This window comes from Enterobacter cloacae complex sp. 277I4 (assembly GCF_050031465.1).
Classification (GTDB): Bacteria; Pseudomonadota; Gammaproteobacteria; order Enterobacterales; family Enterobacteriaceae; genus Enterobacter; species Enterobacter cloacae.
The window spans coordinates 2,555,569-2,571,993 of sequence record NZ_JBLGWC010000001.1 but is presented as its reverse complement, the minus strand read 5'-3'; the positions used below and the strand labels follow the sequence as shown (position 1 = coordinate 2,571,993).

At 57.2% G+C, this 16,425-nt stretch carries 15 protein-coding genes; 4 read left to right on the top strand and 11 right to left on the bottom strand.

The features are described from left to right. Window positions 1–76: 76 nt before the first annotated feature. The 7 genes from ACQG19_RS12570 to sad form a co-directional block, all read right to left on the bottom strand. Window positions 77–1,042 carry a sensor domain-containing diguanylate cyclase gene (locus tag ACQG19_RS12570; protein ID WP_023619571.1) on the bottom strand — a complete coding sequence of 322 codons (966 nt, stop codon included), beginning with the start codon at window positions 1,040–1,042 and terminating at the stop codon, window positions 77–79. A 53-nt stretch (window positions 1,043–1,095) separates the two neighbouring features. Further along, window positions 1,096–2,088 carry a sensor domain-containing diguanylate cyclase gene (locus tag ACQG19_RS12565; RefSeq protein ID WP_013096607.1) on the bottom strand — a complete coding sequence of 331 codons (993 nt, stop codon included), beginning with the start codon at window positions 2,086–2,088 and terminating at the stop codon, window positions 1,096–1,098. 176 nt (window positions 2,089–2,264) lie between these two features. Beyond that, window positions 2,265–3,704, bottom strand: coding sequence for a GGDEF domain-containing protein (locus ACQG19_RS12560; protein WP_095439457.1), 1,440 nt, complete (start codon window positions 3,702–3,704; stop codon window positions 2,265–2,267). Between the two features lie 112 nt (window positions 3,705–3,816). Then, a complete protein-coding gene (locus ACQG19_RS12555) occupies window positions 3,817–4,173 on the bottom strand; it encodes a DUF4186 domain-containing protein (protein ID WP_013096609.1) in 357 nt (118 codons plus the stop codon). Further along, complete coding sequence (glsB, locus tag ACQG19_RS12550; protein WP_013096610.1) at window positions 4,173–5,099, bottom strand: glutaminase B; 927 nt, start codon at window positions 5,097–5,099, stop codon at window positions 4,173–4,175. The genes ACQG19_RS12555 and glsB overlap by 1 nt, the downstream gene beginning before the upstream one ends. Window positions 5,100–5,163: 64 nt before the next feature. Beyond that, on the bottom strand, window positions 5,164–6,753 hold the full coding sequence (locus ACQG19_RS12545) for a methyl-accepting chemotaxis protein (RefSeq protein WP_048972133.1): 1,590 nt from the start codon (window positions 6,751–6,753) through the stop codon (window positions 5,164–5,166). A 116-nt stretch (window positions 6,754–6,869) separates the two neighbouring features. Then, window positions 6,870–8,258: a succinate-semialdehyde dehydrogenase gene (sad, locus tag ACQG19_RS12540; RefSeq protein WP_246931781.1), complete on the bottom strand. Its 1,389-nt coding sequence runs from the start codon at window positions 8,256–8,258 to the stop codon at window positions 6,870–6,872. Between the two features lie 99 nt (window positions 8,259–8,357). Between sad and ptrR the strand changes: the two genes are divergently transcribed. Beyond that, window positions 8,358–9,236 (top strand): putrescine utilization regulator PtrR, encoded by an 879-nt coding sequence (ptrR, locus tag ACQG19_RS12535; RefSeq protein ID WP_246931782.1) that lies wholly within the window; start codon window positions 8,358–8,360, stop codon window positions 9,234–9,236. On the opposite strand, the gene ACQG19_RS12530 is transcribed toward ptrR, so the two are convergent. From ACQG19_RS12530 to dtnK, 4 genes are all read right to left on the bottom strand, one after another. Continuing rightward, window positions 9,190–9,672 (bottom strand): GNAT family N-acetyltransferase, encoded by a 483-nt coding sequence (locus ACQG19_RS12530; protein ID WP_013096614.1) that lies wholly within the window; start codon window positions 9,670–9,672, stop codon window positions 9,190–9,192. The two genes, ptrR and ACQG19_RS12530, sit on opposite strands and share 47 nt — an antisense overlap. Before the next feature lie 83 nt (window positions 9,673–9,755). Then, the gene (locus ACQG19_RS12525) at window positions 9,756–10,517 is read right to left on the bottom strand and encodes a DeoR/GlpR family DNA-binding transcription regulator (RefSeq protein ID WP_029883777.1); all 762 of its coding nucleotides are present in this window, start codon (window positions 10,515–10,517) and stop codon (window positions 9,756–9,758) included. A 1-nt stretch (window position 10,518) separates the two neighbouring features. Then, window positions 10,519–11,505, bottom strand: coding sequence for a D-threonate 4-phosphate dehydrogenase (locus tag ACQG19_RS12520; RefSeq protein WP_246931784.1), 987 nt, complete (start codon window positions 11,503–11,505; stop codon window positions 10,519–10,521). Further along, window positions 11,498–12,715: a D-threonate kinase gene (gene dtnK, locus ACQG19_RS12515; protein ID WP_246931786.1), complete on the bottom strand. Its 1,218-nt coding sequence runs from the start codon at window positions 12,713–12,715 to the stop codon at window positions 11,498–11,500. The genes ACQG19_RS12520 and dtnK overlap by 8 nt, the downstream gene beginning before the upstream one ends. 173 nt (window positions 12,716–12,888) lie before the next feature. Here dtnK and ACQG19_RS12510 point away from each other — a divergent pair, with 173 nt between their 5' ends. From ACQG19_RS12510 to ACQG19_RS12500, 3 genes are all read left to right on the top strand, one after another. After that, window positions 12,889–14,037 carry an iron-containing alcohol dehydrogenase gene (locus ACQG19_RS12510; RefSeq protein ID WP_246931788.1) on the top strand — a complete coding sequence of 383 codons (1,149 nt, stop codon included), beginning with the start codon at window positions 12,889–12,891 and terminating at the stop codon, window positions 14,035–14,037. Window positions 14,038–14,051: 14 nt separating this feature from the next. Continuing rightward, window positions 14,052–14,936, top strand: a complete 885-nt coding sequence (locus tag ACQG19_RS12505) for a dihydrodipicolinate synthase family protein (RefSeq protein ID WP_426725917.1) — start codon at window positions 14,052–14,054, stop codon at window positions 14,934–14,936. Between the two features lie 76 nt (window positions 14,937–15,012). Continuing rightward, window positions 15,013–16,425 (top strand): sodium:solute symporter family protein, encoded by a 1,413-nt coding sequence (locus ACQG19_RS12500; protein ID WP_013096620.1) that lies wholly within the window; start codon window positions 15,013–15,015, stop codon window positions 16,423–16,425.

The window sequence follows — 16,425 nt, the reverse complement described above, 5'->3', positions numbered from 1 at the left end:
TCCTTACGTTGAATACGCTCACTGTGCATTTAACATTTACGTAACGCAATCACATCAGACATAGGCTTTTGTTATGTCATGTTGCGCGCTTGCGCTGCTGCTTCATGGCATACATTTTTTCATCCGCGTCTTTCATCCACTGCTGCAGATCGTTGCCGTTATGATCGAACTCGCTCAGCCCCCAGGAAAAATGGAGTGACCAGGGATGCAGCCTGCGCGCATTGTACTGTTCGACCTGCTCGGCCAGATACTGCATGGCAATCCAGGCCCCCTGCTCGTCGGTATCGGCAAACAGCACAGCAAACTCATCGCCGCCAAAGCGAACCAGCAAATCCGCTTCACGGAAAGAGGTGCGCATCAGTTCCGCCATCACTTTCAGCGCGTTGTCGCCCTCTTCATGCCCGTAGCGATCGTTAATCTCTTTGAAGCGATCCAGATCCAGCCAGCCCAGAGTTAACGGCTCCGCCCGACGTCTGGCTACGGAGAGCGTGAACCGGAGCAGCTGGTTAAAGCCCCGACGGTTAAACAGACCGGTTAATTCATCGGTTGTCGCCGCGCTGACGGCAGCAAACTCGTCTTCCGCCAGCGCGCTCAGGTCGCCCAGCACGGCAAGATCGGCTGCGGAAAATTCACGAGGAGAATAATCAATCAGGCACAGCGATCCCACGCTCGCCCCGTCACGTAAACGCAGTGGAAAACCGGCATAGAACCTTACGCCGGGCTCACCGGCCACCAGCGGGTTATCGGCAAATCGATCGTCCTGACGCATATCGGCAACCACCAGCGGCGCTTCGCTGAGGATCGTATGGCCGCAAAACGAGATATTACGCGGAACGGTTTCAGGCGCCTGACCATCGGCCGACTTCACAATCAGCGAGTGTTCATCAATAAGATTGACCATCGCCAGGGGAACCTGGAAGAAGCGTTTTGCCAGACGTGTCAGCCGGTCAAACGCCGGGGAACTGTCGATCTCAAGCAGGCCTGACTCGCGCAGCGAGTTCAGACGTTCCATTTCATTTGCTGGGGTTGCAGGTGTTTTCATAACGTCTCCTGACGCAAAGCGTTACTCAAAGCGTAGCCTAAACAGAGACATTGTCAGTGCGCGAATATTCTGTTCTTACCGTCCCGCTTGGCGCGGTACAGGGCGTTGTCCGCGGCCTGTAGCCAGTCGGTTACGCTTATCATTTCTCGCGTGGCACAGGCGATACCGATGCTGAGCGTGCAATGCACCGTCTCCTGAGCCACCTCCTTTTTCATTGCAGCCGCATCCATAATGCGTCTGGCGACAACTTGCGCCTCTTCAAGGGTGGTATCCGGCAGCAACACCACAAATTCATCGCCGCCAAGGCGTGCGGGGGTATCGTTCGGGCGTGTCGACAAATGCAGTATTTGCGAGACGGCCGCCAGCAATGCATCCCCAACCTTATGACCAAAACGATCGTTAACGTCTTTAAAATTGTCGATATCGATGAACATCAGGGCCGATTCCCGGCACGTCTGGCGCAGTTTATTCAGTTCGTGGTCAATGCGCTTTTCGAGCAGACGTCGGTTCGCGATATCCAGTAGCGGATCCATCATCGCGATCCGCTCAAGCTCCCGGCTCTTGATCCGCAGGCGCAGCGCAATGCTGTCCGTTAATATGCTCAGCGCCAGCAGATAAATTGCAATCAGCGGCAGCGTGGCAAACATGGTGCGCTGCGAAACGTACATATCCACCGCCATTCCCTGCGTCAGCCAGGTCACCAGAAAAACGCCCACCATGGTGATGGCCGCCTTTCTCATCAGCGTAACGCCCCCTGCCGAGAGCCGGTCGGTCAGCATGATGGTGGCAATGACCACCGACGGCAGCGGATTAACCGCCATCATGGCGATCCAGAATCCCCCCGCCCCGGCGTCCAGCACCAGATTCTGATGCTCAGTCACCAGCGGCATGGCCGAATTTCGCGCCCGATACCAGGCAAGCGTAGGCCAGATAAACGCGTTCAACGCCAGCAAACACATCAGCCAGATTGAACGATTCTGTTCAATCAGCACAGAGAGGATGGGAATAAAACAGAGAAACGTGCCGAGAATACGCATCAGATACATACGTTTGACAAACCGGCTTCCTGGTACACGAGAGGGTCTACTGAGTTTGTCAGCTGCATTCATTCTGCGAATTTTCCGATAGCTTTCTTGCGGTATCTTATTGACGTTAAAAATACCTAGCAAGCAATTTATCTGCTATTCGTTATGATTCATCCCCGGCAGAATGCAGGCTGCGCTCAGGTTTCACCCTCCGGGGTCGGGGTAATGGGATCGTCTGACACACGCGCACTGGTGCGATTTCTCCCCGCTTTTTTGGAACGATAGAGATGATCGTCTGCTTCGGCCATCAGCCTGTTGAATACCTCGGTCAACTGCCACGACGCCGCCTTCCCGCTCCCGAGACCAATACTCACGGTCAGATAGAGCGTTTGCTGGCGCCAGGTAAACGGATGAGCGGCAATGGTGAGTCTGATACGTTCCGCCAGCGCAAAGCCGTGCTGCGCGTCACCGGTGTTCACCACAACCGCGAACTCTTCGCCGCCCATACGCGCCACCATACCGTCGTCTCCGACAACCTGCTGAACCTCGCGGGCAAACGCGGCCAGCACGCGGTCGCCACACTCATGCCCATAGTTATCATTGATGCTTTTGAAGTAATCGATATCCAGCAGCATCACGGTCAGAAAACGTGTCTGCCGCTGCGCCTCTTCCCGCTTTAACGCCTCATAGAGCCCGGAGCGTGAATAAACGTGGGTCAGAAAATCATAATCCGCGCGCAACGACACCTGACGGATGAGCGAATTAATGGCCGCCATACTGACGGAGACCATAACCGGACAGATCGCCATGGTGGCAATCCCCAGCCGGGCGGAGAACATCATCGGGGTAGAGAGCGGCGTGCCCACGGCGATATTGATAATGGAGTTAGCGACCAGAACGATCTCCAGACCGCCGGTCAGAAACGTCAGCAGACAGGTCGCGGGCAAGGAGTAGCGGACCGCACACCAGATCAGCGCCGGCAGCGGAAAGGCAAGGCTTCCCGCCCCGCCAATCACCACCGATGCCATCACCGAGACAATCAGCGCAATGACCGGTAAAAGTTGCTCCAGACGCAGCTTGAATGCCCGCGTCGGCATACTGACCGTGAGCATGCAGGGTAAAATGAGCACGCCGGTTGAGAACTGCTCGCTGAACCAGTCGGCAAACAGCGGCCAGAAGGTATGGCTGTCGATCCCCACCGACCCGGTCGCGCCGAGCAGCGCACATAATAAGGCGGCGAACAGACAATAATTGAACAGCCGCAGCGCATTAATGGGATCGGGGGTTTTCTTCATCAACCGTTTATCACGCACCACCAGCAATGCGACAACAACGATAAAGACCATATTCGACAGGTTGATGACCACCGAGGCCATTCCCCAGTTGGTTGTGACCGCGTCGTACATCAGCATGGCGACATACGACACCGCGTAGTTATGCAGGCGATTGAGATAGGTATAACGGGCAAAGACGCCCGCCATCACGCCATTCAGCGGCCAGAACAGCGACAAGGCTTCGACCAGACGTAATTCCGCACCGATAAAGTAGAACAAGGTGGTGAGAATAAAGATACCCGCCGCATTACGCAGCGGCGATTCAGGGCGAAAAAGCGTGAAGGCAGCGGGGTCTGAACGCATTAAATATCATTCCATATAATAACTTATGGCAACTAACTGACCCGTCACCACGCGGGGGATCTCATAGCGTGCATCTATAACACAATTACAACAGGATCAGCACCCATCAACATCAGGCGTTCATCTGCAATACCAGCCAGTGGTGGATCACGCCGACGATATAGTGCTGTTGCTGCGCGGTGAGCTGAACACCTTGCGGAATGTTGTGCCATTTCGCCAGACAGCCGCGACAGCAGGTGGCGGTCGCGTGCTGGGCAATGAACACCGGATGGCCGCGCATGGGGGTCTGTTTACCGTCGTTGACGGGGTGCGCGGGGGCAAGACGCTTCGCAATAAAGTCGGCAGCATGCTGGTCAATGGTATCGGCACCTTTGTCCCAGCAGTACTGTCGTTCTTTTGTGCCTAAGCGAAAGCGCGACCGAAAGGTCGATCGCGCCAGGCGAGAAAAAAGAGGATCCAGGTCAGACATCAGTAAACGGAACGTCCCAGGCGTTGGGTCAGTTTCTCCAGAACCGCCACACCGGCCAGTGAATTACCCGTCTCATCCAGCTCCGGGCTCCAGACAGCAATGGCCATCTCATGCGGTACAATGGCAACCACCCCACCCCCGACGCCCGACTTGGCCGGAAGACCGACGCGCCAGGCAAATTCGCCCGCGTTCTGATACATCCCGCTTGTCGCCATCAGGGCATTGACCTGACGCGCCTGCATAGGTGAGACCACCTCCTGATCGAGATGCGGTGCGTGCCCCTGGTGAGCAAGGAACAGGAAGGTCTGCGCCAGCTCCACGCAGCTCATTTTCAGCGCGCAGTAGTGGAAATAGTTTTGCAGTACGGTCGCCACATCATTATGGAAATTGCCGAACGATTTCATCAACCAGGCAATGGCGGCGTTACGCGCAGAGTGCTCGAACTCCGAACGGGCGACCACTGAATCATAAGCAATATCGTCAACGCCTGAGAGCTGGCGAACAATTTCAAGCATGCGCTGGCGTGGCGCGCTAAGACGGCTTTGCAGCATATCGCAGACCACCAGCGCCCCGGCGTTGATAAAGGGGTTACGCGGTTTACCCTGTTCAATCTCAAGCTGAAGCAGAGAGTTAAACGGCTGCCCGGAGGGATCTTTACCCACCCGTTGCCAGATCTCCTCTTCCTCGTACTGTCGCATGGCCGCAACCAGACTCAGCACTTTCGAAATAGACTGGATGGAAAAACGTTCCGTGGCGTCACCGGCCTGGTAACGCTGACCGTCTATCGTACAAATTGCAATTCCCAGCTTATTCCCGCTGACCGAGGCAAGGGCCGGAATATAGTCGGCAACCTTTCCTTTTCCAAGTAACGGACGAACCTGCGCCAGAATCTCGTCCAGCATCTCATTATGGATGACCGCAGCCACTCTCTTTGCTCCTTGCCCTCAGGCTAAAACGGGCTGCGAGTATAACAGACGCTTATGTGTTGCGTCAGGCACTGAGACGAAAACGCGAAACCGCCTGCAATAAAAGATCCGACTGTTTGTGCAGGCGCTCAGAGGCATCAGACGCGTCAGAGACAAGGCTGTCGGTCTGTCGCGACACCTGATTGAGCGCCTGAAGCTGGCGCGTCATCTGATGAATACTCTCCCCCTGACTCAGCGTGGCCGCGGAGATCTCATTCAGCAAACTGCTTAATGTTCCCACCAGCCCCGTCACCTGCTGCAGGTTATCTTCCAGACGGTTAACGGCCCGTGACCCATCTTCGATCCCCTGAAGGGAACGGTTGATAAGCTCCTGGATGGTCTGCGTCGAATGGCTGCTCTTCCTCGCCAGCAGCCCCACTTCACGAGCGACAACGGCGAAGCCGCGCCCCTGGTTTCCCGCGTGAGCCGCTTCAATTGCCGCATTCAGCGCCAGAATGTTGGTCTGAAAGGCGACGCTGTCGATCATGGCCACGATCCCCCGCATCTCGGAGGATCGGTCGACGATCGCCTGCATCGACGCATTGACGGTCGACATCATCTGATCCCCTCCCGCCGCGGCCTGGCGCGCCTCATCCGCCCGCGAGCTGGCAAGCTTCGCATAGCCCGTGTTGCCTTCTACGTGAGTTTCCAGAGTCGCGATATGCGCCGTCACGTCTTCCAGCTCTTTGGCCTGACGTGCCGACTGGTGATACAGCTTTTGATTGCCCTGCGCCAGTGCGCCAATGTTTTCCACCATGGCGGTGGTCGCATCGCTGACCTGGGTCACCAGCTGCTGTAGCCCGTTCTGCATGGTGGCAATACTGTCGCTGAGCTGGGCAATTTCACGGTTAAAACGCGTCACGCCAGGAGGGGTACCGGAGAGATCGCCCGCGGCCAGCCGGTTGATATGCGCAATCAAGCGCCGCAACGGGGTAATTACCCACCGGGACATCCCGAACCAGACGGCAACCGCAATAGCGAGCAACAGAACAGGCGCAAGCAGGAACAGCGTTTGCAGACCGGAGAGCTGCGCAATCAACGACTGACGCCCTTTAAGCGCCTGCTTCTCGCTTGCTTGCTGATAGCGGGCATAGTTGTCATTAAAGTCGGTCTGAAACGCCTGCGCCGGCACGGCAAAAAACGCATCGATGGTGTTGGTTTTCACCAGCCCTTCCGCCTGCTCTTTTATCGCGCCGTAAAAAAGCTGATAGCTGTTAACCAGGGCGTCATCTTTTGGCGGATTAAGCGCCAGCCAGGCATTCCACGCCTGCTGCGAAACGGCCAGCGCCTTTTGCGCGTCGTCCATCAGGCTGTGCCAGCTGCCCTCGGAGCCGGTCTCTTTATCCTGCATAAACCAGACGCCGGAGCGGTTAAGCAGATCGCTTGCGGCCAGCAGGGAAACGCGAGCCAGATCCAGCTTGCTCTGCTGCTGATACGCCAGCAGGTTTTGCTGCTCGTTGCGTTGCGCTTCCTTAAGGGAGGCATTGAGCAGGAACGACGAGGAGAGTTGCAGGGCGGAAAAGAGGCCGATAATACAAAAGATACCGGTCAGCAGGCCAAACTGGCGGGGGATAATGCGCTGCGCAATACGACGATAAATTTGCGTTAGGTTCATAATTTTCTTCAGTAACAAGACGTTAGACGCGTGCGAGTCTACGAAACGAAAATGACAGAACCATTGCAGAGAAATGACAGAGGCCCTCGTCGTCAGGGCCTCTGTAAGGATGGCGGTTACACTCTGTTCTTCCACACCGTCTGCACGTTACAAAACTCGTGCAAACCAAAGTGGGAAAGCTCACGGCCAAAACCACTTTTCTTCACGCCGCCAAAGGCCACGCGCGCGTCACTGGCGCTAAAGCCATTGATAAACACCCCGCCGCACTCCAGCTCGCGAGAGAATCTCCCGGCCAGCGTCTCGTCGGCGGTAAACACCGTGGCAGAGAGACCAAAGTCGCTGTCGTTGGCAAGCTGCAGGGCATGTTCCGCATCCTTCGCCACCGTAATCGCCGCAACCGGACCAAACAGCTCCTGACGGAAGGCGGTCATTGTCGGGGTGACATGGCTCAGCACGGTTGGCGCGTAATAGTTGCCCTCCCCGCTGATTTTCTCGCCGCCCAGCAGCAGCGTGGCCCCTTCCGCGAGCGTGGCCTGCACCTGCTGATGCAGTTCGTCACGCAGATCGAAACGCGCCATCGGGCCAATATCATTCTCTTCCCGATCCGGTGCTCCCATCTTCAGCGCCGTAACCGCCGCAACAAAACGCCGGGTAAAGTCATCGGCAATACCCTCTTCGATAATAAAGCGCTTTGCCGCCGCGCAAACCTGCCCGGTGTTCTGATAACGTCCCGTGACGGCCGCGCGAACGGCCAGATCCAGATCGGCATCATTCAGCACGATAAACGGATCGGAGCCGCCCAGCTCCAGAACGCATTTTTTCAGCGCCGCTCCCGCCTGAGCCCCTATCGCCGCACCTGCACGCACGCTACCGGTGACGGTTACAGCTGCGATACGACGATCGTTGATCGCCTGGCTCACGCCATCATTGGTGGCATTCACCCAGCCAAAGACGCCTTGCGCAATACCGGCGTCAGCAAAGATTTGCCCAATCAGCGCAGCAGAACCAAGGACGTTCGGTGCGTGTTTGAGCAGATAGCTGTTACCTGCCAGCAGGATCGGCACCGCACCGCGCAGTACCTGCCAGAGCGGGAAGTTCCACGGCATCACCGCAAGAATCGGCCCCAGCGGACGGTATTCAATGACCGCGTTTTTGTTTTCCACCAGCGTGGGCTCCGCACGCAGCATCGCCGGGCCATGTTCCGCATACCAGTCGCACAGACCCGCAGATTTGGCCACTTCCGCCCGCGCCTGCACAATCGGCTTGCCCATTTCCCGGGAGATCATTTGCGCCATCTCTTCCCCACGCTGGCGCAGTGCTGCCCCCAGGTCGCGCAGCTTTTGTGCCCGGTGAGAGACGCTTTCTCCTCGCCACTGGCGAAAACCGGCATCAGCCAGGGTGATTGCCTGTTCGACCTCTTCGGATGTGGCCCAGGGATAGGCGGCCAGCGTCTCGCCTGTCGCCGGGTTAACAGAGAGGGCATGCGTAGCAGATGAATAAGTCATGATGTTCTCCACGTAATATCGGTTGATTGATTGTGGCCCACTCTGCTATTTCTTAAAAATGAATAATACTAACCACCTTATTCACAAATCGAGAATGCTATGGATTTAACTCAGCTTGAAATGTTTAACGCCGTTGCCCTGACCGGCAGCATTACCCAGGCGGCGCAGAAGGTGCATCGCGTTCCGTCTAACCTCACCACCCGCATCCGCCAGCTTGAGGCCGATCTCGGCGTTGAGTTGTTTATCCGGGAGAGCCAGCGTTTGCGCTTATCTCCCGCCGGGCACAACTTTCTGCGCTACAGCAAGCAGATCCTAGCGCTGGTTGACGAGGCGCGCATGGTCGTCGCCGGTGATGAGCCGCAGGGGTTATTTGCCCTTGGCGCCCTGGAGAGCACCGCCGCCGTGCGGATCCCGGAAAGTCTGGCGGCGTTTAACCAGCGCTATCCACGCATTCAGTTCGCGCTCTCTACCGGCCCGTCCGGAACGATGATTGACGGCGTTCTGGAAGGCACCTTAAGCGCGGCGTTTGTCGACGGGCCACTTTCACACCCGGAGCTGGAAGGCATGCCGGTCTACCGGGAAGAGATGATGCTGGTCACCCCCGCCGGACATGCGGAGGTGACGCGCGCCGCGCAGGTAAGCGGCAGCGACGTCTACGCGTTTCGCGCGAACTGTTCGTATCGACGTCATCTGGAAAGCTGGTTTCACGCAGACCGCGCCACGCCCGGGCGGATCCATGAGATGGAGTCGTATCACGGTATGCTCGCCTGCGTGATTGCAGGGGCGGGTATTGCGTTAATGCCCCGCTCAATGCTGGAGAGCATGCCGGGGCATCATCAGGTAGAGGCGTGGGCGCTGGCGGAGAACTGGCGCTGGCTGACCACCTGGCTGGTGTGGCGTCGCGGGGCGATGACCCGCCAGCTCGAAGCGTTTATAGCGCTGCTAAACGAACGTCGACAACCAGAGCCTTCTCCATAAACAGGCTCAGCGGATCGTCGACATACGGCGCAAACGCCGGACGGCGTTCATATCCGCACTGTTCATACAGGCGAATGGCGGCGTGTTGCTTGATCCCTGTCTCCAGGCGCACGGTGTGGCAGTGACGACTCAGGGCTTCATCCTCAAGGGCAGCAAGCAGCTTCTCGCCCAGATGTTGCCCGCGATGGGTCGGATCGATATAGACCCGTTTCATCTCCCCGGTACCGTCGCCATTAAGCACCACGGCGCCACATCCCACGGCCTGCAGCTGCGGGTCGCGAATGATCATCAGGATAAGCGAGGCTTCAGGCAGCGCAGCCAGATCGAGCAGATGATTGCTTTCAGCGGGATAGAGTTCGCTCTGATAGCGGTCAAGCGCCGCGATCAGCTTGAGGATGTCCGGATGACGGGCAGATTCAGAGGTAATGGAATACATGGCAGGCTCCTTGCTTTTTTTTGTGAGGCCAGGCTTCAACATAGCGTCTGCCATCTGTTCGGACTTCATAGTTTTAACTTATGTCATGACGCCAGCGTCAGGCGGGTCTCAAGCTGTTCCAGCTGGGTCCGGGCCGCTTCATCCAGCCTGCTGTCGGTGACGATATCCGTCAGGGTGTTCAGGTGCGCCACATTAAACAGCGACCAGGCACCGTACTTAGAGCTGTCTGCCAGCAGCACCCGGCGTTTTGCATTGGCTATTAAATCCCGCTTCAGCGCGGCCTTCTCTTCCGTAGGCGACGTGATCCCGCGGGTAATATCCCAGCCATTACAGCTGACGAACGCCACATCAGGCCAGACATTCTGCAACAGCCGACGCCCGTGCTCACCAATACAGGACTGGCTCGAATCATCGATACGGCCGCCAATGATCGTCACTTCAATCTGTTTAAACTCAGAGAGAAACAGCGCAATGTGCAGATCGCTGGTGATGACGCGAAGCGGCAAATGCGTGAGCTGACGCGCGAGTTCAATCATTGTGGTACCGGCGTCCAGCACAATGGCATCCCCCGCTTTCACAAAGCTCGCGGCCGCGCTGGCGATGGCATGTTTTTCTGCCAGGCTGCGCTGCATTTTTTCGGACGTGGTCGGCTGGGAAGGAATAAACCGGTTAAGAGTAACGCCACCGTGGGTTCGGCTGATGACGCCCTCCTGGTCAAGCTTAATCAGGTCGCGGCGGATCGTCGCCGGCGAGGCATCGGTGATCGCCACCAGCTGATCCACCGTGACCAGGTTGTGCCCTTTGAGGTAATCCATTATCTGCTCTAACCGGTTATATCCCTTCATATTATTCCCGTGTAATTTGCATAGCCAACTGAATAGACACCGTCATGCTCTCCGACCTGGCTTTACCGGTCCATGCAATATCGAACGCGGTTCCGTGGTCTGCAGAGGTGCGGATAAACGGCAATCCGGCGGTGATATTCACCCCGTCGTAAAAGCCGAGCAATTTTAGCGGAATATGCCCCTGATCGTGATACATCGCAACGACCATGTCATACATTCCTTCGTGGCATTGCATAAATACCGTATCCGGCGGGCACGGCCCGGTGACGTTGACCCCCTGCGCTTTCATCGCTGCAACGGCCGGGCCAACGATCGTGATCTCTTCATCGCCAAACAGGCCATTTTCTCCCGCATGCGGGTTCACGCCCGCGACCGCAATACGAGGTGTGCTAAAGCCCACCCGCTTCAGGAAGGTATCCGCAATGCCGATGACGGTTTTTACCCGATCCTGATTGAGCGTATCAAGGAATTTACGCAGCGCAATATGGGTCGTGATATGAATGACCTTCAGCCGATCGGTGTACAGCACCATAGCGTAGTCTTTGCTGTGCGTCAGATGGGCCAGCAGCTCGGTATGCCCGGGGTAGTGATGTCCGGCCAGATGCAGCGCTTCTTTATTCAGTGGCGCCGTGGCAACCGCTTTTACGTCCCCCGCCATCGCCAGTTCCGTCGCGCGCTTCACGCAGCGATAGGCTAAATCCCCCGCCTGAGCCTGGACTACGCCGGGCTTCAGGGCATCAGGCTCGGCCAGCGGTTCGTCCAGCACGTTAATCACGTTGGGTGCGAAACGGGCCTCGCTGACCTGCCTGATGATGTGGATGTCAGCCTGCCCCACGATCCCATCATCCAGCACCCGCCTGAGCGTGCGGGCACAGCCCACCACGACAACCGGGGCTCCCGTTAATTCGCTCCCGGTGAGGGATTTGATAATGATCTCCGGGCCAATGCCCGCCGGGTCACCCATGGTTACAGCAATAATGTTAGTCACTCAGTCTCTCCTCGATAAAATGCAACACCTCAAGCAGCGTCTCTTCTTTTCCGAAGCCCCCTGCTTTGGTCATTACCGGCTGGTGCCAGGCACAACCCAGAAATTTGCCGTAAGGGACGCATCCTGCGACGCGCCCTGTAATTTCAAATCCTTGCGCATCAAGCGCACTGGCGACGGCCATTGCCACATCGCCGCCTGAGACATACAACGCATCCGGCGGACATGCCGTCAGCGCCTCTCGGGTAATCTCTCCCAGGAAGGCGCAGATCGTTTCACCCAGTTCGGTCCGGGTCATTTGATACTGCGCGCAAAGCCGTTCAACCTGATGTCGCGCCTCATGGTCCGGGCAGGTATGAACGATGCAGTGACGGCCCGCCTTCAGGGCCTGCATGATGCGCATGAGCGCGTTCGCCGTCTCCCCCTTCAGCACATCATTAACATCAATAAATACCGACGAAACCGCAGGCTCTGCAGCGGCCAGCGCAATCTGACGCTGAGCGATCTCACTCATTGATCCCACCACCGCCAGCAGTTGCTGACGCTTCACGGGGGCGAGATGGCGTGCCAGCGCATCACATAACCCGGCCGACCCGACCAGCAGCGGTGTCTGCGGGCAGGTCAGCGCGGCGGCAATAATGGCATCCAGATCCTCGTCACACTGGGCATCGACGATGAGCCACTCCGTTCCCTGCGCCAGTTCGGCTGCCAGCGTGTTTACCGTTACGGATTGACAACTCACGTCGGTAAACAGGTCAGCAATCGTGGCAGACGGGACGGGCGTTTTCGGATCGCTGGCGAATTCGGTTTCATCCACCGGAATGCCGTTCACCAGACACCTGCCGTGGCGTGTGATCCGCCCTGCCGCGGGATACGCTGGCGCCACAATCACCTGCCGTTTGCCGCTTACTGCCTTAAGGACGCCTGTTTCTGCCCCTACATTGCCGCGCAGCGTGGAATCAATCTTTTTGATGAGCCAGCGCGCAGCCGCAATATCCGCCCCCAGTACGGCCACTTTTTCGGCCGCATCTGCTGCCCGCAGCGCACGGGAATCGGTATTAATAACCAGTGCATCCACCGGCTGGGTAAAGGGGGTGTGGAATGCCACGCTGACCTTCTTACCGCTCAGCGCCAGGCTGACACCCGCATCGTTTGCCCCGGTAAAGTCATCTGCAACGACAACGACGTCTCTGAACAGGTTGTTTTCTTTCATTCCCACTCCGGGCTCGTATTTCCTGTTAATGATTATATTCAATCATGATTGATTATATGTGAGCAAGATCAAGTTAATCAGTTTGCGAATAAATTATAAATTTAGCCACACGATGACCATGAAGCGTCTTAATTGAGCGAATTTAATCATGGACCCAAAGACAGGAGAAAAGCGTGGTTACCCTCAACAGCACCATTATTAGCGGCGCAAATGCGCTCGCCGCCATCAGGCCATTACTCACCGATAACGCGCAGCTCTTGCTGGTTACGGACGGCAACATTGCGCGTCTGGAGGCGGCAAAACAGATCCGTTCAATTCTTGAAGAGGGCAACCGCCGCGTCACGGTGATTGACACGGTGCCGCCTGAACCCTCCCACCACGATGTCAGTCAGTTGCTCGCGGGGTTAAACAGCGGATCATTTGATGTCGTGGTCGGGATCGGCGGCGGCAGCGTACTGGATGTGGCGAAACTGCTCTCCGTGCTTTGTCACCCGCTGTCACCGGGGCTGGCCAGCCTGCTGGCAGGGGTAAAACCGGTGGCACGTATCTCCTCGCTTCTGATCCCCGCCACCGCCGGAACCGGGTCGGAGGCCACGCCGAACGCTATTCTGGCGATACCGGAGCAAAACACGAAGGTCGGTATTATCTCTCCGGTCCTGCTGCCCGATTACGTCGCCCTGCTGCCGGAACTGACCACCAGCATGCCCGCGCATATTGCCTCCTCCACCGGCATCGATGCCCTGTGCCATCTGATTGAGTGCTTCACCGCCACGGTCGCCAACCCGGTCAGCGATAACGCGGCGTTGACCGGGCTCGCTAAGCTGCTGAAGAACATCGAAACGGCCTGCGCTGAGCCGGGCAACCTGCTGGCAAAGCTGGAAATGCTGTGGGCCTCTTATTACGGCGGGGTCGCGATTGCGCATGCCGGCACACACCTGGTTCACGCCCTGTCTTATCCGCTTGGCGGGAAATATCCCCTGCCGCACGGCGTGGCCAACGCCATTCTTCTGGCGCCCTGCATGAGGGTGGTTCGTCCCCACTGCGTGACAAAATTTGCGCAGGTCTGGGATCTCGTGCCAGGCGCGGACAGCAGCCTGTCCGATGACGAAAAATCTCACGCGCTGGTGGAGTACTTTGCCGCGCTGGTTCGTCGGCTCAACCTGCCGGACAACCTTGAGTCCCTGGGCGTGCCGCGCGAAGACATCGCTTCACTGAGCGATGCCGCCCTGAACGTTAAACGGTTAATGAACAATGCCCCCTGTCAGGTGAATCACGACGAGGTGCAGGCGATTTACCGGACACTGTTTCCTGAACATGCATAGTCAAGGAGTAAGAAATGCGTAACAACATCAAGGGCGTGCTGACGGCCATCGTCACCCCCTTTGACGCGGAAGGCAAACTCAACCTTCCCGGCTTAACGCGGCAGGTCGCCCGGCAGCTGGACGCCGGAAACGGCATTTTTTGCGGCGGAACCAACGGTGAGTTCTTTGTCCTGAACGAAGCGGAAAAAATCGCGATCACCCGGACCTGCGTGGAAACCGTCGCCGGACGCGCGCCCGTCGTGGCGCATATTGGCGAAATCTCCACCCGCGACACCATCCGGCTGGGAAAACAGATCGCCGCGCTGGGTGTCGATGCGGTTTCCGTCATCACCCCTTACTTCGTACCGCTGAAACAGTCTGAGCTCATCGCACACTACACCGCCGTCGCTGACGCGCTAACCGTACCAGTCTTTCTGTACAACATTCCGGCGCGGACCGGCAACACCCTTGAGCCCGCCACGGTACGGGCGCTGGCCGAACACCCCAACATTTCAGGTATTAAAGACAGTGCCGGGAGCTATGAAAGCCTGCGCGGTTTCCTCAACGCGGTAAGCGACATTGACGGGTTCGACGTGCTGAACGGACCAGATTCACTGATCCATCAGGGCTTCGTCGAGGGATGTTCAGCCTGTATTTCCGGGCTGGCAAACGTGGCGCCAGCGGCGATCAACGCCATCTGGTCACGCTTTAACGCGGGTGATGTTGAAGGTTCCCGGCAGGCGCAGGAGCGCGTCATCCGACTGCGTACCGAGCTGTACAGCGTGGCGTTTTCCCCTGCCGCTGTTAAAAAGGCCCTGCAAATCATGGGCGAGGATGTCGGAGAGAGTCGCTATGCCGTGGCGTTTAGCGAGCAGCAGTGCCAACAGATTCGCCAGATAGTGACAACGTCACTTAGCTAAACGGCGTTGGTTTCGTCAATAAGAATACCGGGTACCTGAGGTGCCCAGGATTCACTCGCCCTGAAGAGAGGCAAAGATGAATAATTTTACCGCTGAAGATACCCTGATCATTGTGGGCATAGTCATTGCCTACATCCTGTTCACCACCTGGCTGACCTTCCGGATCCGCAGTAAAAACTCCGGGGACTTTATGGAAGGCTCCCGCGCGATGCCGGCGTTTATTGTCGGGATCCTGCTGATGTCCGAGTATATCGGCGCTAAATCCACCATCGGCACCGCGCAGGCGGCGTTCGAGGACGGGTTTGCTGCGTCATGGTCCGTCATCGGGGCCGCAATTGGTTTCCCGCTTTTTGGCCTGTTGCTGGTAAAACGCATATACAACACCGGGAAAATCACCATCTCGGGTGCGATTGCTGAAAAGTACGGTAACAGCACCAAAAACATTATCTCCCTCATCATGATCTACGCCCTGCTGCTGGTGAATGTGGGGAATTACGTCAGCGGCGCAGCAGCCATTTCTACCGTACTGAAAGTCAATCTGCCCGTTGCCGCCTTTATTACGGCTATCGTCAGCACCTTCTATTTCGCCTTTGGCGGCATGAAGGGCGTGGCGTGGGTTACCGTGCTGCACAGTGCGCTGAAATACTTCGGCATTCTGGCCATCATGGGTTTTGCGTTATCCAAAACCGGCGGTTTCACGCCGATGATCGAAAACATGCCGGACTTCTACTGGACCTGGGATGGCAACATCGGCGCGTCGACCATTTTCGCGTGGCTTATCGGCACCATTGGCTCCATCTTCTGCACCCAGTTTGTGATCCAGGCCATCTCCTCCACTAAAGATGTTAAATCGGCTAAACGCTCCACCTGGGTCGCGTTCTTCTTCTGCCTGCCGATCGCGCTGGCCATTGCGGTGATTGGCGTGGCGGCAAAATACCTGCATCCGGAGATCGACAGCCTGTATGCGATGCCGATTTTCCTGCAGGATATGAACCCGTGGCTGGCCGGTCTGGTCACCACCTCTCTGGTGGCGTCCATCTTCGTCAGCGTCAGTACCGTGGCGCTCGCCATTGCCTCCCTGGTGGTCAAAGATTTCTACGTGCCGATGCGCAACCCGACGCCCGAGCAGGAGTTTAAAGCTACCCGCTGGATCTCCCTGCTGATTGGTTTCCTGCCGCTGATTTTTGTTCTGCTGGTGCCTGAAGTGCTGAAGCTGTCGTTCTTTACCCGTGCCATTCGTCTGTCGATTTCCGTCGTGGCGGTCATCGCATTCTACGCCCCGTTCTTCCGCAGTACCCGCGGAGCCAATGCTGGGCTGATCGGCGCCTGCGTCGTGACCTCTGTCTGGTATCTGCTGGGCGATCCGTTTGGCATTAACAATATGTACATCGCCCTGCTGACCCCTGCGGTCATCATGGTCATCGACCGTCTCATTCCGGGAAAGGCACAGGGTAAAGCGCCAACCCCCGTTGAAAACAATGGAGTCTGA

Excerpts from the sequence above, each read along its gene's own strand:
- ACQG19_RS12525 (WP_029883777.1), bottom strand. The coding sequence starts at position 10,517 with ATGAAGGGATATAACCGGTTAGAGCAGATAATGGATTACCTCAAAGGG.
- ACQG19_RS12555 (WP_013096609.1), bottom strand. The coding sequence starts at position 4,173 with ATGTCTGACCTGGATCCTCTTTTTTCTCGCCTGGCGCGATCGACCTTT.
- ACQG19_RS12530 (WP_013096614.1), bottom strand. The coding sequence starts at position 9,672 with ATGTATTCCATTACCTCTGAATCTGCCCGTCATCCGGACATCCTCAAG.
- ACQG19_RS12505 (WP_426725917.1), top strand. The coding sequence starts at position 14,052 with ATGCGTAACAACATCAAGGGCGTGCTGACGGCCATCGTCACCCCCTTT.
- ACQG19_RS12565 (WP_013096607.1), bottom strand. The coding sequence starts at position 2,088 with ATGTATCTGATGCGTATTCTCGGCACGTTTCTCTGTTTTATTCCCATC.
- ACQG19_RS12500 (WP_013096620.1), top strand. The coding sequence starts at position 15,013 with ATGAATAATTTTACCGCTGAAGATACCCTGATCATTGTGGGCATAGTC.
- sad (WP_246931781.1), bottom strand. The coding sequence starts at position 8,258 with ATGACTTATTCATCTGCTACGCATGCCCTCTCTGTTAACCCGGCGACA.
- ACQG19_RS12560 (WP_095439457.1), bottom strand. The coding sequence starts at position 3,704 with ATGCGTTCAGACCCCGCTGCCTTCACGCTTTTTCGCCCTGAATCGCCG.
- ACQG19_RS12545 (WP_048972133.1), bottom strand. The coding sequence starts at position 6,753 with ATGAACCTAACGCAAATTTATCGTCGTATTGCGCAGCGCATTATCCCC.
- dtnK (WP_246931786.1), bottom strand. The coding sequence starts at position 12,715 with ATGAAAGAAAACAACCTGTTCAGAGACGTCGTTGTCGTTGCAGATGAC.
- ptrR (WP_246931782.1), top strand. The coding sequence starts at position 8,358 with ATGGATTTAACTCAGCTTGAAATGTTTAACGCCGTTGCCCTGACCGGC.
- ACQG19_RS12570 (WP_023619571.1), bottom strand. The coding sequence starts at position 1,042 with ATGAAAACACCTGCAACCCCAGCAAATGAAATGGAACGTCTGAACTCG.